This is a genomic window from Pseudomonas sp. GW821-FHT12A04 (assembly GCF_058807755.1).
In genome coordinates this window covers 198,988-213,152 of record NZ_JBXAQZ010000001.1, presented here as the reverse complement: position 1 = coordinate 213,152, position 14,165 = coordinate 198,988, and the positions used below count along the sequence as shown (strand labels likewise).

At 59.8% G+C, this 14,165-nt stretch carries 14 protein-coding genes; 5 read left to right on the top strand and 9 right to left on the bottom strand.

Going from position 1 to position 14,165, the window contains the following annotated elements; translation table 11 throughout:
* Window positions 1-160 precede the first annotated feature (160 nt).
* Window positions 161-874, top strand: coding sequence for a PqiC family protein (locus tag AC1RS8_RS00905; RefSeq protein WP_102669292.1), 714 nt, complete (start codon window positions 161-163; stop codon window positions 872-874).
* A gap of 252 nt (window positions 875-1,126) precedes the next feature.
* Here AC1RS8_RS00905 and AC1RS8_RS00900 read toward each other — a convergent pair whose 3' ends face one another.
* Window positions 1,127-2,644 (bottom strand): AhpA/YtjB family protein, encoded by a 1,518-nt coding sequence (locus AC1RS8_RS00900; protein ID WP_154910352.1) that lies wholly within the window; start codon window positions 2,642-2,644, stop codon window positions 1,127-1,129.
* 135 nt (window positions 2,645-2,779) lie between these two features.
* Between AC1RS8_RS00900 and serB the strand changes: the two genes are divergently transcribed.
* Window positions 2,780-3,994: a phosphoserine phosphatase SerB gene (gene serB / locus AC1RS8_RS00895; RefSeq protein WP_057395688.1), complete on the top strand. Its 1,215-nt coding sequence runs from the start codon at window positions 2,780-2,782 to the stop codon at window positions 3,992-3,994.
* Window positions 3,995-4,122: 128 nt separating this feature from the next.
* On the opposite strand, the gene asd is transcribed toward serB, so the two are convergent.
* Genes asd through AC1RS8_RS00880 form a run of 3 tightly spaced genes read right to left on the bottom strand, consistent with a single transcriptional unit; the run spans window position 4,123 to window position 7,397 of the window.
* A complete protein-coding gene (asd, locus tag AC1RS8_RS00890) occupies window positions 4,123-4,983 on the bottom strand; it encodes an archaetidylserine decarboxylase (RefSeq protein WP_095964686.1) in 861 nt (286 codons plus the stop codon).
* An 18-nt stretch (window positions 4,984-5,001) separates the two neighbouring features.
* Window positions 5,002-5,817 (bottom strand): thiosulfate sulfurtransferase, encoded by an 816-nt coding sequence (gene rhdA, locus AC1RS8_RS00885; protein WP_057712254.1) that lies wholly within the window; start codon window positions 5,815-5,817, stop codon window positions 5,002-5,004.
* A 41-nt stretch (window positions 5,818-5,858) separates the two neighbouring features.
* Window positions 5,859-7,397, bottom strand: coding sequence for an HDOD domain-containing protein (locus AC1RS8_RS00880; RefSeq protein WP_489339644.1), 1,539 nt, complete (start codon window positions 7,395-7,397; stop codon window positions 5,859-5,861).
* A gap of 167 nt (window positions 7,398-7,564) precedes the next feature.
* Between AC1RS8_RS00880 and motA the strand changes: the two genes are divergently transcribed.
* Both motA and motB read left to right on the top strand, forming a co-directional pair.
* A complete protein-coding gene (motA, locus tag AC1RS8_RS00875; RefSeq protein ID WP_015093220.1) occupies window positions 7,565-8,416 on the top strand; it encodes a flagellar motor stator protein MotA in 852 nt (283 codons plus the stop codon).
* A gap of 3 nt (window positions 8,417-8,419) precedes the next feature.
* On the top strand, window positions 8,420-9,460 hold the full coding sequence (motB, locus tag AC1RS8_RS00870; protein WP_154861130.1) for a flagellar motor protein MotB: 1,041 nt from the start codon (window positions 8,420-8,422) through the stop codon (window positions 9,458-9,460).
* 109 nt (window positions 9,461-9,569) lie between these two features.
* On the opposite strand, the gene AC1RS8_RS00865 is transcribed toward motB, so the two are convergent.
* The 5 genes from AC1RS8_RS00865 to rsgA form a co-directional block, all read right to left on the bottom strand.
* Window positions 9,570-10,004, bottom strand: coding sequence for a hypothetical protein (locus AC1RS8_RS00865; protein ID WP_489339645.1), 435 nt, complete (start codon window positions 10,002-10,004; stop codon window positions 9,570-9,572).
* Window positions 10,005-10,378: 374 nt separating this feature from the next.
* Window positions 10,379-10,870 carry a toll/interleukin-1 receptor domain-containing protein gene (locus AC1RS8_RS00860; protein WP_102669283.1) on the bottom strand — a complete coding sequence of 164 codons (492 nt, stop codon included), beginning with the start codon at window positions 10,868-10,870 and terminating at the stop codon, window positions 10,379-10,381.
* Window positions 10,870-11,829: a caspase family protein gene (locus AC1RS8_RS00855; protein ID WP_057712250.1), complete on the bottom strand. Its 960-nt coding sequence runs from the start codon at window positions 11,827-11,829 to the stop codon at window positions 10,870-10,872. Before AC1RS8_RS00855 ends, AC1RS8_RS00860 begins: the two co-directional genes overlap by 1 nt.
* A gap of 2 nt (window positions 11,830-11,831) precedes the next feature.
* Window positions 11,832-12,239, bottom strand: coding sequence for a TIR domain-containing protein (locus tag AC1RS8_RS00850; protein ID WP_057712249.1), 408 nt, complete (start codon window positions 12,237-12,239; stop codon window positions 11,832-11,834).
* 199 nt (window positions 12,240-12,438) lie between these two features.
* Window positions 12,439-13,470 (bottom strand): small ribosomal subunit biogenesis GTPase RsgA, encoded by a 1,032-nt coding sequence (gene rsgA, locus AC1RS8_RS00845; protein WP_007978809.1) that lies wholly within the window; start codon window positions 13,468-13,470, stop codon window positions 12,439-12,441.
* A gap of 107 nt (window positions 13,471-13,577) precedes the next feature.
* Here rsgA and orn point away from each other — a divergent pair, with 107 nt between their 5' ends.
* The gene (gene orn / locus AC1RS8_RS00840; protein ID WP_008035288.1) at window positions 13,578-14,120 is read left to right on the top strand and encodes an oligoribonuclease; all 543 of its coding nucleotides are present in this window, start codon (window positions 13,578-13,580) and stop codon (window positions 14,118-14,120) included.
* Window positions 14,121-14,165 lie beyond the last annotated feature (45 nt).

The following is a 14,165-nucleotide window of genomic DNA, read 5'->3' as shown; positions in this document are numbered from 1 at the left end:
CGAACTACGAATTAACCCGTAGTTCGGCGCTTTGCGCTGGAGTCGGAACGCATATTCACGGATGATATGGCCTTTCAAGCGCCGGCATTGCCGCGCGTTCTTCATATTTATTGAGTATTTTCACTGTGGTCAGCCTTTTAGCGACCACCTGGATGGGACGATGACTGCTCTGCGCCTTCCTTTTATTCTTTTGCTCGCCGGCGTTCTTGGCCTGGCGGGTTGCAGCGTTCACCAGCCGGTGTCGTTGTATCAACTGGACGCTGGTAGTCCGGTACAGCCCGCACAGAACGCGGGCATGGCGGTATTGTTGGGGCCGGTCACCGTGGCCGACTACCTGCAACGCGAAACCCTGTTGCAGCGTCAGCCGGATGGCAGCCTGCAAGCCTCGACCGACGGTCGTTGGGCTGGCAGCCTTTCGTCGGATATCGATCAGCTACTGCTGCGCCAGGTCGCGGGTCGCCTGGACAGCCAGCGCGTTGTGCTGGCCCCGGCGACATTGGGCTTCACCCCGGACGTTCAGGTACTGCTGACCATCACGCGCCTGGATTCGGGTGAAAAACAACCGGCGATCCTCGACGCGCAATGGCGCCTGATCGACCGTCGCGGGCAGGTCCGCGACAACCGCATCATCCATTTGCAGGAACAGCATGCCGGTACCACGGCAGCTCAGGTCCAGGCACAGGGTGTGTTGTTGCAACGCCTGGCCGAACAACTGTCGGTGGCGCTCAAGCCCCTGGCCAATCAGCCGCCGATCGCCGAAGCCCCACGCAAGCCGGCAGCCAAGGCGGCAGCACCTGCGGTAGAACAGGAAAAGCAGCCGAAGATCCCGATGGCCGCGCCTATTCGTACGGATATGGAAGTGTTCCGCTTCTAAGTGTGGACTGAATCCATACAAAGCCCGCATTGATGCGGGCTTTGTTGTTTTTACAGGTTGGAGATATCTAGCGCCTGTTCTGGCCTCATCGCGAGCAAGCTCGCTCCCACAGGGGATCTTCAGTGAGCACACCCTTGGGCTAACCCGGATCAAGTGTGGGAGCGAGCTTGCTCGCGATGAGGCCAAAACAGGCAACAAAAAAGCCCGCAGACGATCACTCATCTGCGGGCTTCTTCATATCGAGGTTAAGGCTTAAGCGCGACGCTCATGCATCCGCGCCAGTTGCCGTTCAAGCATCGACGGATACGGCTCCATCAACCGCTCTACGCAGCATGCACCTTCAGGGCTGGCGATCGGGCGGATCCGTGCACGTTGGCGGATCAACACGTCGTCACTGATCTTGCGCTCCACCAGCAGCAGGTTGCGGCTGTGTTGCGACAGGGCTAGGGCGTCCTGGGCAGGGTCGGTCAGCAGCAAATCGATCTGGCTCAGGCCAAACAGTTCGTCGCCCAGGGTCAGCCCCAGCTGCAATTGCAGGGTGATGCCACTGTCCGCGACTTCGATCTGCAACTGGTGGCCCAGGGCCCGCAGCAGCTCGCCACAGCAAATGGCGTTGGTCAGGTAATCGTCGCCGCTGTCTTCGGTGTGGAACAGCATCAGCGTGCTGCCATCGTTCAAGGTCTCTACTTCGCCCTGATACAGGGAAGCTGCCTGGTCTAGGCAATCGCGATAGCGCTCGAGCAGTTCTTCAAGACGCGCCCGCGGCAGGCGTCGCAGTTGCTCCTGGGAGCCCAGTTGCACCGCCAGCACCGCGCTGTGTTGCGGCACGCTCGGCGTGGCTTTGCGAATCACCGGTTGTGGGGTGCTGTCCAGCGACTCGTCGCGCAGATCGGCGAACGGGTCTTCGTCATCGTCGTCTTCAACGGTGCTGACGATCTGTCGTGGCGCTGGTTTGAGCGCCGCTACCGGGCGGCTCTCGTCGAAACTCGGATCGCGCAGGTTACGGACTTCGAAGGCCGGGTCGGCCTCGTCATCCATGTCGTCGAACTCCGGTTCCGGTTCTGGCACAGGGGCGGGCTCCGGGGCGAAGTTGGCGTGCAGCTGGCGCGCCAGGTCGCCGATTTCGTCCTGGCGGTCGGTGGCCGGGGTGAATTCATCGATATTGCGCAGCCACACCCGCAATTGCAGCAGCGGCGTGGAGAGATAACGCCCCATGCGCAGGCTCAGGGCCAGGGACAGGGCGAGTAGGATTGCACTCAGAATGCCCATGCTTTGCAGGCTGATGGTCATCGGCTGCTGGAACTGGTCCATGTCCAGGCTGATGCGCAATTGCCCGGCAGTCACGTCCTGGAAGGTGATCTTGCTTTGGTACATGCCCTCGGCTTCGCCCAGCAGGCCATGCTTGGGGCGCTGGCCGGATTCGGCGAGGATGCGGTTGTCCGGGCTGTAGATGGCGGCGTGGGCCACCAGCTTGTTCTTGGTCAGGTTGTTGAGCAGCACGTTCAGGCTGAGGATGTCGTTGGACACCAACAGCTCGGTGGCCGAGGTGGCCGTCTGCGTAGTCAGGCTTTCGCCCAGCGCATCCGCCTGCTCGTGCATGGCCTGCTTGAACTGCAGGCCCATCACACCGGCATAGATGACCAGGGCCAGGGCGACCAGGATCACGTTATGGCTGGCGATGCGCAATGCAATCGGTACACGGCGGTGGCGCAGTGCCCGGAAGATCAGCAGGAAGAAGTTGTCGGTTTTTACTGGCGTGGGCCGGTTCACTTGAGCTCGGCTCTTTTGTCCGTGAAGTTGACGCGCAGTATAGCGACAGGCCCTAGACCGTCAAAGCGCTCACGGTGCCCGATGGTCACTGAAAGTGGGTAGAATGCGGTTTTTTTCCACTTGCGGGGGTGCGCCTTGCGCGAAATCGTCCTGATAAACATCACGGGAGTCGACCGTCCGGGTCTGACTGCGGCCATTACCGGCGTTCTGGCCCAGGGTGGTGTGAACATTCTCGACATCGGTCAGGCGGTGATCCACGACACTTTGTCGTTCGGCATCCTGGTTGAAATTCCCGACACCGAGCAAGGCAAGTCCGTGCTCAAGGACATCTTGTTCAAGGGCTATGAACTCGATCAACAAGTGCGTTTCACGCCGGTGTCCGAACAGGATTACCAGCAGTGGGTCGGCAATCAGGGCAAAAAGCGCCACATTGTGACCCTGTTGACCCGCAAGGTGACAGCCGGGCAGTTGCAGGCCGTGAGCTCGATCACCGCCAAATATGGCCTGAATATTGACCACATCGATCGCCTGTCCGGGCGCATGCCGCTGGACACCCCGGCCGACAAGGGCAAGGGCTGCATCGAGTTTTCCGTGCGTGGCGAGGCGGCTGATCCGCAGGCGCTGCGTGCCGAATTCCTCAGCGTCGCCCAGGAACTGAACGTCGACATCGCCTTCCAGGAAGATTCGCTGTTCCGTCGCAACCGTCGCCTGGCGGTGTTCGACATGGATTCAACGCTGATCGAAGCCGAAGTGATCGATGAGCTGGCCAAGGCGGCCGGCGTCGGCGACAAAGTGTCGGAAATCACCGAGCGGGCAATGGCCGGTGAGCTGGATTTCCGCGCCAGCTTCAAGGAGCGCCTGGCCTTGCTCAAAGGTCTGGACGTCAATGTGCTGGACTCCATCGGTGCCTCGCTGCGCCTGACCGAAGGCGCCGAAACCCTGTTCGCCGAACTCAAGCGCCTGGGCTACAAGACCGCGATTCTGTCGGGCGGCTTCACCTACTTCGCCAAGCAATTGCAGGCCAAACTGGGTATCGACTACGTGTTCGCCAACGAGCTTGAAGTGGTCGACGGCAAAGTCACCGGCGTGGCGGTCGAGCCGATTGTCGATGCACAGCGCAAGGCGGATTTGCTGAAGGAACTGGCACACAAGGAAGGCTTGCGCCTGGAGCAGACCATTGCGGTCGGCGATGGTGCGAATGACTTGCCGATGCTGGCGATTGCCGGGTTGGGCGTGGCGTTCCGGGCCAAGCCGCTGGTCAAGCAGTCGGCCAAGCAGGCGATTTCCACATTGGGGCTGGATGGTGTGCTCTACCTGCTGGGTTTCCGCGATCGCGACGGCCAGCTGTAACACCGCAAAACAACTGTAGGAGCGAGCTCGCTCGCGATGAGCGGCGAGGCGACGCGGGCATTCAGATTGCCCGCGTCATCGTTAACGCCCATCGCGAGCAGGCTCGCTCCTACAGGTATGTGCGTTGATCAGGCCTTCGGTGCGCCCATGCCCTGACCCATCTGCACCGCTGTACCGGCGGTCATTTCTTCAGCCCACTTCACCTGATCCGGCCCGAACAGCACGACGGCGGTCGAACCCAGTTTGAACCGACCCAGTTCCGCACCTTTTTCCAGGTGGATCGGCGCGCGTGCGGCTTCGTCGTAACGGAAGGTTTTCAGCTCGCGCTTCGGCGGTGTCACCAGACCGGCCCACACGGTTTCAATCGAAGCCACAATCATCGCACCCACCAGTACCACAGCCATCGGGCCGCGTTCGGTGTCGAAAATGCACGCCACGCGCTCGTTGCGGGCAAACAATTCCGGAACGTTTTCAGCAGTGGTCTGGTTGACCGAGAACAGACGGCCCGGGATGTAGACCATCTCGCGCAGGGTGCCGGCCAGGGGCATGTGCACGCGGTGGTAGTCCTTCGGCGACAGGTAGATGGTCGCGAAGTCGCCACCCATGAACGGCGCAGCGTTTGCCGCATCGCCACCCAACAGTTCCAGCACGCTGAAGCTGTGGCCCTTGGCCTGGAACACGCGGCCGTGCTCGATCGGGCCGAGCTGGCTGATCGCGCCGTCGGCGGGGCTGAGGATCGCGCCCGGGGTTTCGTCCAGCGGACGGGCGCCGTCTTTCAGTGCGCGGGTGAAGAACGCGTTGAAGTGCTCATAGGCGGTCAGGTCTTCGACCAGCGCCTGGGACATGTCCACCTGATAACGCTTGGCGAACCAGGCGGTAAAGGCATTCTTGAACCAGCGCACGCGGCATTCGGCGATGCAGCCGGCCAGTCGCGAGAGCAAGTTGTGGGGCAGCAGGTACTGGCCGAGGAGAAACAGACGCTTGTTCATTAACGGTCCTTAAAAATCTTAAATTTCTACCGGGGTATCGGGATGATTGCCCCATTCGCCCCAGGAGCCGGCGTAGCCTTTGACCCGCGGATAACCGAGAGCCTTGGCCACCAGATAGGTGAAACCAGAACGATGATGTGTCTGGCAGTGGGTAATCACTTCTTTGTCTTTGCTGATCCCGAGTTGTTCGAGGATCTGCGGCATGTCGGTGCGGATGCGCAGCTGGCGTGCCCGATCCATGCCAGCGGTCCATTCGAAATTGATCGCGCCGGGAATGTGTCCGCCCTTGGCTGCCAGGACTTTCTCGCCGGAGTACTCCAGCGGCCCGCGCGCATCCCAGATTGCCAGGTCGGCGGCGCCGAGACGGCTTTGCAGGTATTCGCGGGTGGCGGTGGGTTCATCGTGCAAGGTCAGTGGAACCGGGCCGCCCACCGGTGGCGGGACCTGGATCGACATGGGCGAACCTTCCGCCAGCCAGGCCGGCAGGCCGCCATCTATATAGTGGTACTTGCTGTGGCCGATGACATCCAGCAGCCAGATGAAGCGTCCGGCCCAACCGCCGCCTTCGTCGTCATACACCACGTAGACCGCATCGGGGTTGTGCCCCAGCTCACCAAACAGCGTTTCGAGTGCTGCCTGCGGGGGCATCAGCCCCGGGGCGGGGGCCTGGCCGAGCTGCGTACGCTTTGGATCGACAAAGCGCGCGCCGGGAATGTGCCCTTCGGTGTAGCGGGCGGCACTGGTCAAGTCCACCAGAATCAGTTCGCGGGCGTCGAGGCGAGGGAGCAAGTCGCTCGGCTCGATCACCAGCGGCAAGCCAGAGAAGTCAGACATGTGAGGTCTCCAGAGCACAAAAGGGAGGATTGTAACGCAGCTTATTGGCCACGGTGGCTAAAGCTGTGCAGGGCTTTCTCGATGCACTGTGCGGTTTTGCCGAAGGCCTGTACGGAAATTTCCGAAAACGGCCCGCCGCCTTGATCCGCCACGACGATCATGATCACCCGGCCATTGTTGATCAGCGAACGCAGCAGCAAGTGTTCACCGCTGAACTGCGAGCGCAGGCTATTGGGCAACATGGCCGAGAATTGCGCGTTGTTGGCAGGCGTCAGGCGCACCTGGGCCTGCTGCGCGAGCAGGCGTTGCAACACGTTGCTCTGGCTGACCACGAAATTCAACCCGGCCGCTTCCTTCGGCAGGCCAGCCGTCTGGTGCACGCGCAGGTTGGCGTGGGTGCGATCGGCCATCAGGATCATCACCCGGCGCATGCCGCAGGCCACGAGGGCGTCACGGGCGGCGATGGTCAGGTGCATGGCGTTGGTGAAACGGCTCGGCTCGACCAGCAATTCGGCGCATTGCTTGCGCCACTTCGCCAGGTCTTCGGCGGTAGGTGCCGCTGCCGGCAGCAAGCCTGCGTGGACACGGTTCATGCCCCACGGCCAGATCAGCGACTCGGCAGGGTGCCAGAGGTCGGGCATGGCGTGTTGGCGTGCGCTGTTGGCGGCTTGCTGGTGCAATTGCTGCTGCAGTTCGTCCATCGGCATTTGCAGGTAAAGGCTGGTCAGGTACTGCCAGCGCTCGCTGTGGGGGCTGTCCCAGGCGTGTTGCGCCGACAGCGCCAGCCCATTGGCCAGCAGCACTGTATTGGCCGGTTGATTGAGCCAGCGGCGCAGGGTCGGATCGTCGTCAAGGCGATTCTGCTGGCGCAGTGGATGGTCGCTGTCACGGGCGATGCGCAGGACTTTCACCAGTTCCCGCTGCTCGGTGAGCAGCAATCGATAGCCTTGCTGCACCCAGATCGGCAAGCGCCAGACTTCCACCAGCGCCAGGCCGATATCCAGCAGGCGTACGCCAAACAGTTGCTGCTCGACTTTGCGTGCCGACTCGCCTTTATGGATGACCCGCAGCTCCCAGTCTTCGAGCAGTTTCGGATGGGTCAGTGCCAGCGGCCACAGGGGCGAAAGAAACAGCAGGCTGCCCCAGTGGATGTCCTGCCACAGGCGCGCCAGGCGGCTGGCAAAAAAACCGTTGGCCTGTTGCGTGGCGTGCTGGCTGATCATCTGCAACTGACGCAGGGCTTTGGGAATCTCGAGCTCGGGTTCGGCGGGTAGCCGCGCGAGCAGCTCTTCGGTGCGCGTCAAACCGAGGCGGTTGATTGCAATTTCAAGGTTTTCCGCAGGCTCGGTCATGCTGCCATGGGTATGCCGGTTGGCTTCGCGAATCACGCTCAAGGCCAGGGCCGGGCTGCCTTGCATGAGGTCGGCGATGTCGCGCAGCGAGCTGCGATTGTCGCGGATGGCCTTGCAGACACGGTCATGGCTGGCTTGCGGGACGGGAAGACGTACGCCATCGAGCAGCTTGACCCAGCCTTCGAGGGTCGTTGGTTTTGGCGTTGGAACGTTCGTTTCGTTAACCATGGTGGGAGGCGATCATCGTCAACATTACCTGTGCCCGGATGGGGTCAAATTAGCTTTTCGCCTGAACGGGCTATAGTCTGGCGCAGTTTTGCCGATAAGTAGAAGAAGAGATTTTTTAACTTCCGAATATGACCTTGAACCCGACTCAGTAAGTGCTCTCCTAACCTATGGCTAAAATTATCGGCATCATCGTCGTATTCGCGAGCGTGCTCGGCGGATACGTGCTTTCCCACGGCAAGATTGCCGCCCTGATACAACCTTTCGAGGTCATGATCATTGGCGGTGCTGCCCTCGGCGCCTTCTTGCAGGCCAACCCCGGCTACATGACGATGCACGTGCTCAAGAAGTCCCTGAGCATGTTCAGTTCACGTTTCAACCACGCCTTCTACCTTGAAGTGCTGGGCCTGATCTACGAGATCCTCAACAAGAGCCGCCGCGAAGGCATGATGGCCATCGAAGGCGACATCGAAGATGCCGCTGCGAGTCCGATCTTCGCGAAGTACCCGACGGTACTCAAGGACGAGCGCATGACCGCGTTCATCTGCGATTACCTGCGCATCATGTCTTCCGGCAACATGGCTCCCCACGAGCTGGAAGGCCTGTTCGACATGGAGCTGTTCAGCCTCAAGGAAGACCTCGAACACCCATCCCACGCGGTCAACGGCATCGCCGACGCCATGCCCGGTTTCGGTATCGTCGCGGCGGTACTGGGTATCGTGGTGACCATGGCTTCGCTGGGTGAAGGCGACCAGAAGTCCATCGGCCTGCACGTAGGTGCGGCACTGGTGGGTACCTTCTTCGGTATTCTCGCCGCCTACGGCTTCTTCGGCCCGCTGGCCCATTCCCTGGCCCATGATGCCAAGGAAGAGCTGAACGTCTACGAGGCCATCAAGGCCTCGCTGGTGGCTTCGGCTTCCGGCATGCCGCCATCGCTGGCCGTGGAGTTCGGGCGCAAGGTCCTGTATCCGGCGCATCGTCCAAGCTTCGCCGAGCTGGAACAAGCGGTTCGCGGTCGTTAAGCCATGGAAAATAACCAGCCGATAATCATCAAGCGCGTCAAGCGCATCGCCGGTGGGCATCACGGGGGCGCCTGGAAAATCGCCTTCGCCGACTTCGCCACGGCGATGATGGCGTTCTTCCTGGTGTTGTGGCTGTTGTCCACCGCCACGCCGGAACAGAAAATTGCCATCGCCGGTTACTTCAAGGACCCGATCGGCTTTTCCGAAAGTGGCACGCCCTACATCATCGATCTGGGCGGCACGCCGACCCTGGCGCCGGAAAACACTCTCAACCCCGAGGTGAAGTCCCAGCCGCAGCCGGACAAGGTCACCATCGATACCGATCAGGTCGAAGGCATGGCCGAGCAGGTCGAAAAAGAGCGCCTCGAGCTGTTGCTGCAAGAACTGCAGAACAAGGTCGAAGAAAACCCGCAGATGCAGAAGTTCAAGGATCAGATCCTGTTCGAAATCACGCCGGACGGCCTGCGAATCCAGATCATGGACGCGGAAAACCGCCCGATGTTCGATTCAGGTTCAGCACGCTTGAAGCCGTATTTCGAAGACATCCTGCTGGCCATGGCCGACACCATCAAGGCGGTGCCGAACAAGATCAGTATCAGCGGCCACACCGATGCCAAGCCATACACCGGCACCGGTGATTTCGGTAACTGGGAACTGTCGGCCAACCGTGCCAACGCCGCACGGCGTGCGCTGGTGGCGGGCAGCTATCCGGATGCGCAGGTGGCGCGCGTGGTCGGTTATGCCTCGTCGGCCCTGTTCGATCGCGAGCATCCGTTCAACCCGGTGAACCGTCGTATCGACATCGTCGTCCTGACCAAGAAAGCACAGCGTGCCATCGAAGGTTCGCAAGGTGCTGAACCTGCTCCTGATGCACCGCAAGGTTCGGCTGCGCCGGGAGCCGCACCGGCTGCACCGGTCGACCCGAACGCGCTGCCGGCGGACAAGGAACCGCTGCCGGCTCACGAGCTTCGTGAACGGTTGAACCTGTTCGATGATCCAGCGCCGAAAACGGGTGGCCCCGGTGCTCCGGCCGTGAAGCAGTGATTTCCCTGCCATAGATCTCGCGCGGAAGACAAATGCCCGCATCTAGCGATACGGGCATTTTTTCAGCAGGGTGCACTGTGTGTGAATGCGGACTCTATAAAAATATAAGTTATTTATTGGCTGAAGTGAAATCTATCTTAAAGTTTCCACCTATTAATCCAGGTTTGTCCTCACTATCGTCAGCGCTTTCATAACAAACAAACCGGCCTTCAAAGTTTTTATCGCTAATGTCAGTAATAAATATTTCCCCTCGTTGTGCACTCCACGGCCAATCGTTCGGAAACCCCGCGCTGGGCTCAAATCTAATAACCCCTGGGTGAGATTTTAAATCATGACGGCCTAATCCCCAGGTTGCCGGGATTATAAACACAATGTAGTCGCTATTTTGGGATGAAGCGTTAATGTAGCGATGCTCCGGATTGCTATCGCCATACAAAAAATATGACTCGAATGTGCGTTCTGCGTGTACCAGTCGCATCACTGCAGCTACCTTCCCGTTCATTGGTTGTTTATCGTGCTTCTGATCTGGTTTTTTAATATTCATATATAGGTTCTCGGTGTTGAAGGCGTCAGCCAGGCTGGCTGTGATCAGTCAACCTCAGCTCGTAAAACCTCAGAGAAGAAAGCGCGGTGAATTGTCGGGGTTATCGCTCCATCCGAACTTTTCAAGTGCTCAGCCTCAGGCAATATGGTCAGTGTTTTTTTTGCTTTGATCTACTGTCATATCTGACAGGTTTTTAGAGCTAAGGATAATAAGCAATAGCTTTAGTTTGCTCATTGGCTCTAAGTGATTTTCTTTGATTGAATAAAAGGCTTCGATTTTGCGGCAGTTTCATGACTCAAGTAACTAAAAGGTGAAGGCTCGTTTTGCAGTGCCAAAAAACCATATCTGGCGATATGGTTTTTTAGGTGGGCAACTCAGAAGCCACGAATAATCCTGGACTTGAGATCCGTGTGGAATCGATCAGCGTTAGTCCTGTTAACGCTACGCACCGACTCGCTACCGGTCACCGAATCCAGTGACATCGAGCGCTTGAGCATCGACTCGTTGCGATAGGCATCGATGAAGAACTCGATGTCCCGGTCGCTGGTCAGCTTCGGCCATTTGTCGAGGTACAGCGGCAGCTCTGTCGGGCCGGTCTTGAACGAGCAGATGCGCCGGTTGGTGATGGTCGCTTCGCCGATTTCGAACGGCACCCACCAGGACAGTGCGGTTTTCTCCGACACCACCGCCAGCAGGTGTGTGCATTCGCTGATGTTGCGGGTGATCACCCCGGTGATGTCGTCGGTGGTCTGGGATTCGGCATCCAGTACGTCGAGGTAGGTCTTGATGTTGGCCTGCATCAGGCGCGTGTTGATGTTGATCGCGTGGGCGCGGTCCATGTGGCGGTAGCTGATAAACACTGGCATCAGAAATGTCCCTTGATCGCGAGTTCGCGGTAATAGGCGCCGAGGGCGGTGAGGCGGCAGCCGGTGGAGTGGATGGCGGCGTAGTACATGTGTTCGGCGTCCACCGGTTCGACCAGGCTGTGGCGGTTGCACTTTTGCAGCTGGGCGAAGACCTCGCCCTGTTCCGGGTTGAACTCGGGCTCGGTGGGCTCAAAGCTGGGGGCGAGGGGGTACACCGATTCTGCTTCGGCAAACCATTCGGGGAGTTTGCGCAGGATTTCCTTGGGGATCAGCGGGGACACTTCGCGCAGGGAAATGAACTGCGAGACATTGGTCTTGAACACCGGACGCTGTTCCCAGGCATCAAGGGCATTGTCGACAAACGAATAGAGGCTGCCGGGGGTGATCTTGCCCAGGATGTTCGCGGCTCCGCCGTGCAGGGCCTGGAGCAGTAATCCGGTGAACACGCCGTGCTGCATGCCCTCCATCGCCGGCTCTTCCTTTTTACAGGCGGTCAGAATGGTCATGCCTTCGCCGACCACGCTGCCTTCGCTGCGCAAGGCGCGCAGTTCGCCGGCCGAACCGCTCTGGCAACAATCGAGAATGATCACTTTGTTTTTGATCTTGGTGGCCTTGCTCGCCCAGTTGAGGATGTCGCTGAGGCGAATCCCGTCCTTGGCGCTCTTGTAATCCTGCGGGATCAACATGCCTTCGTCGGTGTCGGTGTCGAAGCTGCCGTGGCCGGCGAAATACAGTAGCGCGACGTTGCAGTCACCGGAAAACAGCTCGCGGATCTGGTCTTCGAGTTTTTCCCTGCTCAGGAAGTCCTCGGCGGAAGTCAGCACGATGTTCTTGAAGTTCGGATCGCCATTGGCGTCGGTTTTCAGCACGGAGGCCATGGCCATGGCGTCATTGCTGCAACCGCTCAGGCGCGACACATGGGTGTAGTCGTTGATGCCTATAAACAGTCCCTTGCGCATGGTTACACCGCCGTATGCTGGCGAATCGCGCTGATGATGCTGTTGGTGTTCCACGCACATTCGGCATGTGCCGCGTCACGTACCACCGTGGAAATGCGCTCGGCACCGAACGGCTTGATCGCAATGATCACCTTGCCCATGCGCTTGGCGATTTCGATTTCCTTGTTGATCCACTTGCTGTAGGTGGAGTACATCCCGGCCATGATCAACACCGCCGAACACGGGCGAATCTTGTTTTCGATGGCCTCCTCAAGTTGTTTGTCGGTTTTCGCGCCGACAATCGGGTTGTCCGGTGGAACCGAAAAATTCTTGTACGTGAAACCAGGCTTGGCGTTGAGCAGGCGCACGAGATTGTCGTGGGCGTCGGAGTAGTTCCACGAGTGGCTGATGAACAGGTGGTAGGTTTGCATAGGTGTCCCTCGGAGTCGCTGGAGTGCGAAGAGGGCTAGAACTTAGGCGAATACAGGGCGGCTACAAGGGGGCGGCGCGGAAAGAGAAATGCCCTACAAGCGAGCGTGCACAGGTCTTACAGAAAGGTCTGATGTTTAAGCGGGGGGAAGATCCAGCCGCCGGCCACCCCGCTGATGGCAGGGTGGTCGACACGTCTGTTTAGTAGCCGTTTTCCGGCAGACTGGCGATGATCGAGCGGTAGCTGTTCATCCGCTGTTGCTGCACGCGGCCGTCTTCAAGGGCCTTGAGCAGGGCGCAACCGGGTTCGCGGTCATGTTTGCAATCACGGAAACGGCAGGTGCCAAGCAGGTCGTTGAACTCGATGAAGCCGGCTTCGACGTCGGCACGGCTGACGTGGCCCAGGCCGAATTCGCGGATACCCGGGGAGTCGATCAACTCACCGCCACCGGGGAAGTGGAACAACCGCGCGGTAGTGGTGGTGTGGGTGCCCTGGCCGGACAGTTCGGACAACGGGCCGACGCGGGTTTCGACATCCGGCAGCAGGCTGTTGACCAGCGACGACTTGCCGACGCCGGACTGGCCGACGAATACGCTGATGCGTCCGTCCAGCTGTGTCTGCAATTGCTCCATGCCGTTGCCGTGGTGCGCCGACACTTCCAGCACCGGATAGCCCAGGGTGCGGTATACGGCGAGCAAGGCATTCAGTGCAGGAGCGTTGTTTTCGTCGATCAGGTCGAATTTGTTCAGCAGCAACAGTGGCTTGATGCCTGCATGCTCGGCCGCCACCAGGTAGCGGTCGATCAGGTTGGCATGGGGCTCGGGCAGCGGTGCAAACACGATGACGATCATGTCGACGTTGGCCGCAACCGGCTTGAGCTGACCGCGGCTGTCCGGGCGACACAGCTCGGTGTTGCGCGGCAGTTGCGCCACGATCACGCCGATACCCTGGTTGCCGGCACGCCAGACCACCTGATCGCCGGTCACCAGCGCTGGCAGGTTGGCGCGCAGGTGGCAACGGAATACCTGGCCGGCCAGTTCGCCGTCGCGGGCCTCGACCTCGACCTGCACACCGAAGTGCGCGATCACCAGGCCGTGCTGTTCCGGGCCCAGATCGCCGCCCTCAAGTGCCTCGACGGCCGAGGACTCGCGTTTGGCGGCGCGGGCAGCGCGTTCGCCCTGAATCTTTTCGATGCGCCAGTTTTGACGACGATTGAGTTGGCGTTTGGCCATGGGTGTTCCGTATCAAGAATGCAGCGATTAGGTAAAACGGCCGCGAGTTTAGCACGCCCGGCCACCGGCCTAGGCTAAACTGCGCAGCATTGCCTAGGAGCCGACACATGCAAAACCCACAGAACCTGATCTGGATCGACCTGGAAATGACCGGTCTGAACCCGGACACCGACGTCATCATCGAAATGGCCACCATCGTCACCGACAGTGACCTGAACACCCTGGCCGAAGGCCCGGTGATCGCCATTCACCACAGCGACGAAATCCTTGCCGGCATGGACGAGTGGAACACCCGTCAGCATGGCGGTTCCGGGCTGACCCAGCGGGTTCGCGACAGCCGCATCAGCATGGCCGAAGCCGAAGCCGAAACCATCGCCTTCCTGGAGAAGTGGGTGCCGAAGGGCAAGTCGCCGATCTGCGGCAACAGCATCTGCCAGGATCGTCGCTTCCTTTATACCCACATGAAATCCCTGGAAAGCTTCTTCCACTACCGCAACCTCGACGTGTCGACCCTCAAAGAGCTGGCTGCGCGCTGGGCACCGGATGTGCGTGACAGCTTCAAGAAGGGCAGCACGCACCTGGCCCTGGACGACATCCGCGAATCGATCGCTGAGCTGCAGCACTACCGCAAGCATTTCATCAAGTTCTGATTCACGGTCGTCCGTTCCGGCCCCATCGCGAGCAAGCTCGCTCCC

Bases quoted from the DNA above. Each gene is read 5' to 3' on its own strand.
- orn (WP_008035288.1), top strand. From the start codon at position 13,578: ATGCAAAACCCACAGAACCTGATCTGGATCGACCTGGAAATGACCGGT.
- AC1RS8_RS00860 (WP_102669283.1), bottom strand. From the start codon at position 10,870: ATGCCAGTGTTTATCAGCTACCGCCACATGGACCGCGCCCACGCGATC.
- AC1RS8_RS00905 (WP_102669292.1), top strand. From the start codon at position 161: ATGACTGCTCTGCGCCTTCCTTTTATTCTTTTGCTCGCCGGCGTTCTT.
- asd (WP_095964686.1), bottom strand. From the start codon at position 4,983: ATGAACAAGCGTCTGTTTCTCCTCGGCCAGTACCTGCTGCCCCACAAC.
- rsgA (WP_007978809.1), bottom strand. From the start codon at position 13,470: ATGGCCAAACGCCAACTCAATCGTCGTCAAAACTGGCGCATCGAAAAG.
- AC1RS8_RS00880 (WP_489339644.1), bottom strand. From the start codon at position 7,397: ATGGTTAACGAAACGAACGTTCCAACGCCAAAACCAACGACCCTCGAA.
- AC1RS8_RS00850 (WP_057712249.1), bottom strand. From the start codon at position 12,239: ATGCAAACCTACCACCTGTTCATCAGCCACTCGTGGAACTACTCCGAC.
- AC1RS8_RS00865 (WP_489339645.1), bottom strand. From the start codon at position 10,004: ATGAATATTAAAAAACCAGATCAGAAGCACGATAAACAACCAATGAAC.
- AC1RS8_RS00855 (WP_057712250.1), bottom strand. From the start codon at position 11,829: ATGCGCAAGGGACTGTTTATAGGCATCAACGACTACACCCATGTGTCG.
- motA (WP_015093220.1), top strand. From the start codon at position 7,565: ATGGCTAAAATTATCGGCATCATCGTCGTATTCGCGAGCGTGCTCGGC.
- motB (WP_154861130.1), top strand. From the start codon at position 8,420: ATGGAAAATAACCAGCCGATAATCATCAAGCGCGTCAAGCGCATCGCC.
- rhdA (WP_057712254.1), bottom strand. From the start codon at position 5,817: ATGTCTGACTTCTCTGGCTTGCCGCTGGTGATCGAGCCGAGCGACTTG.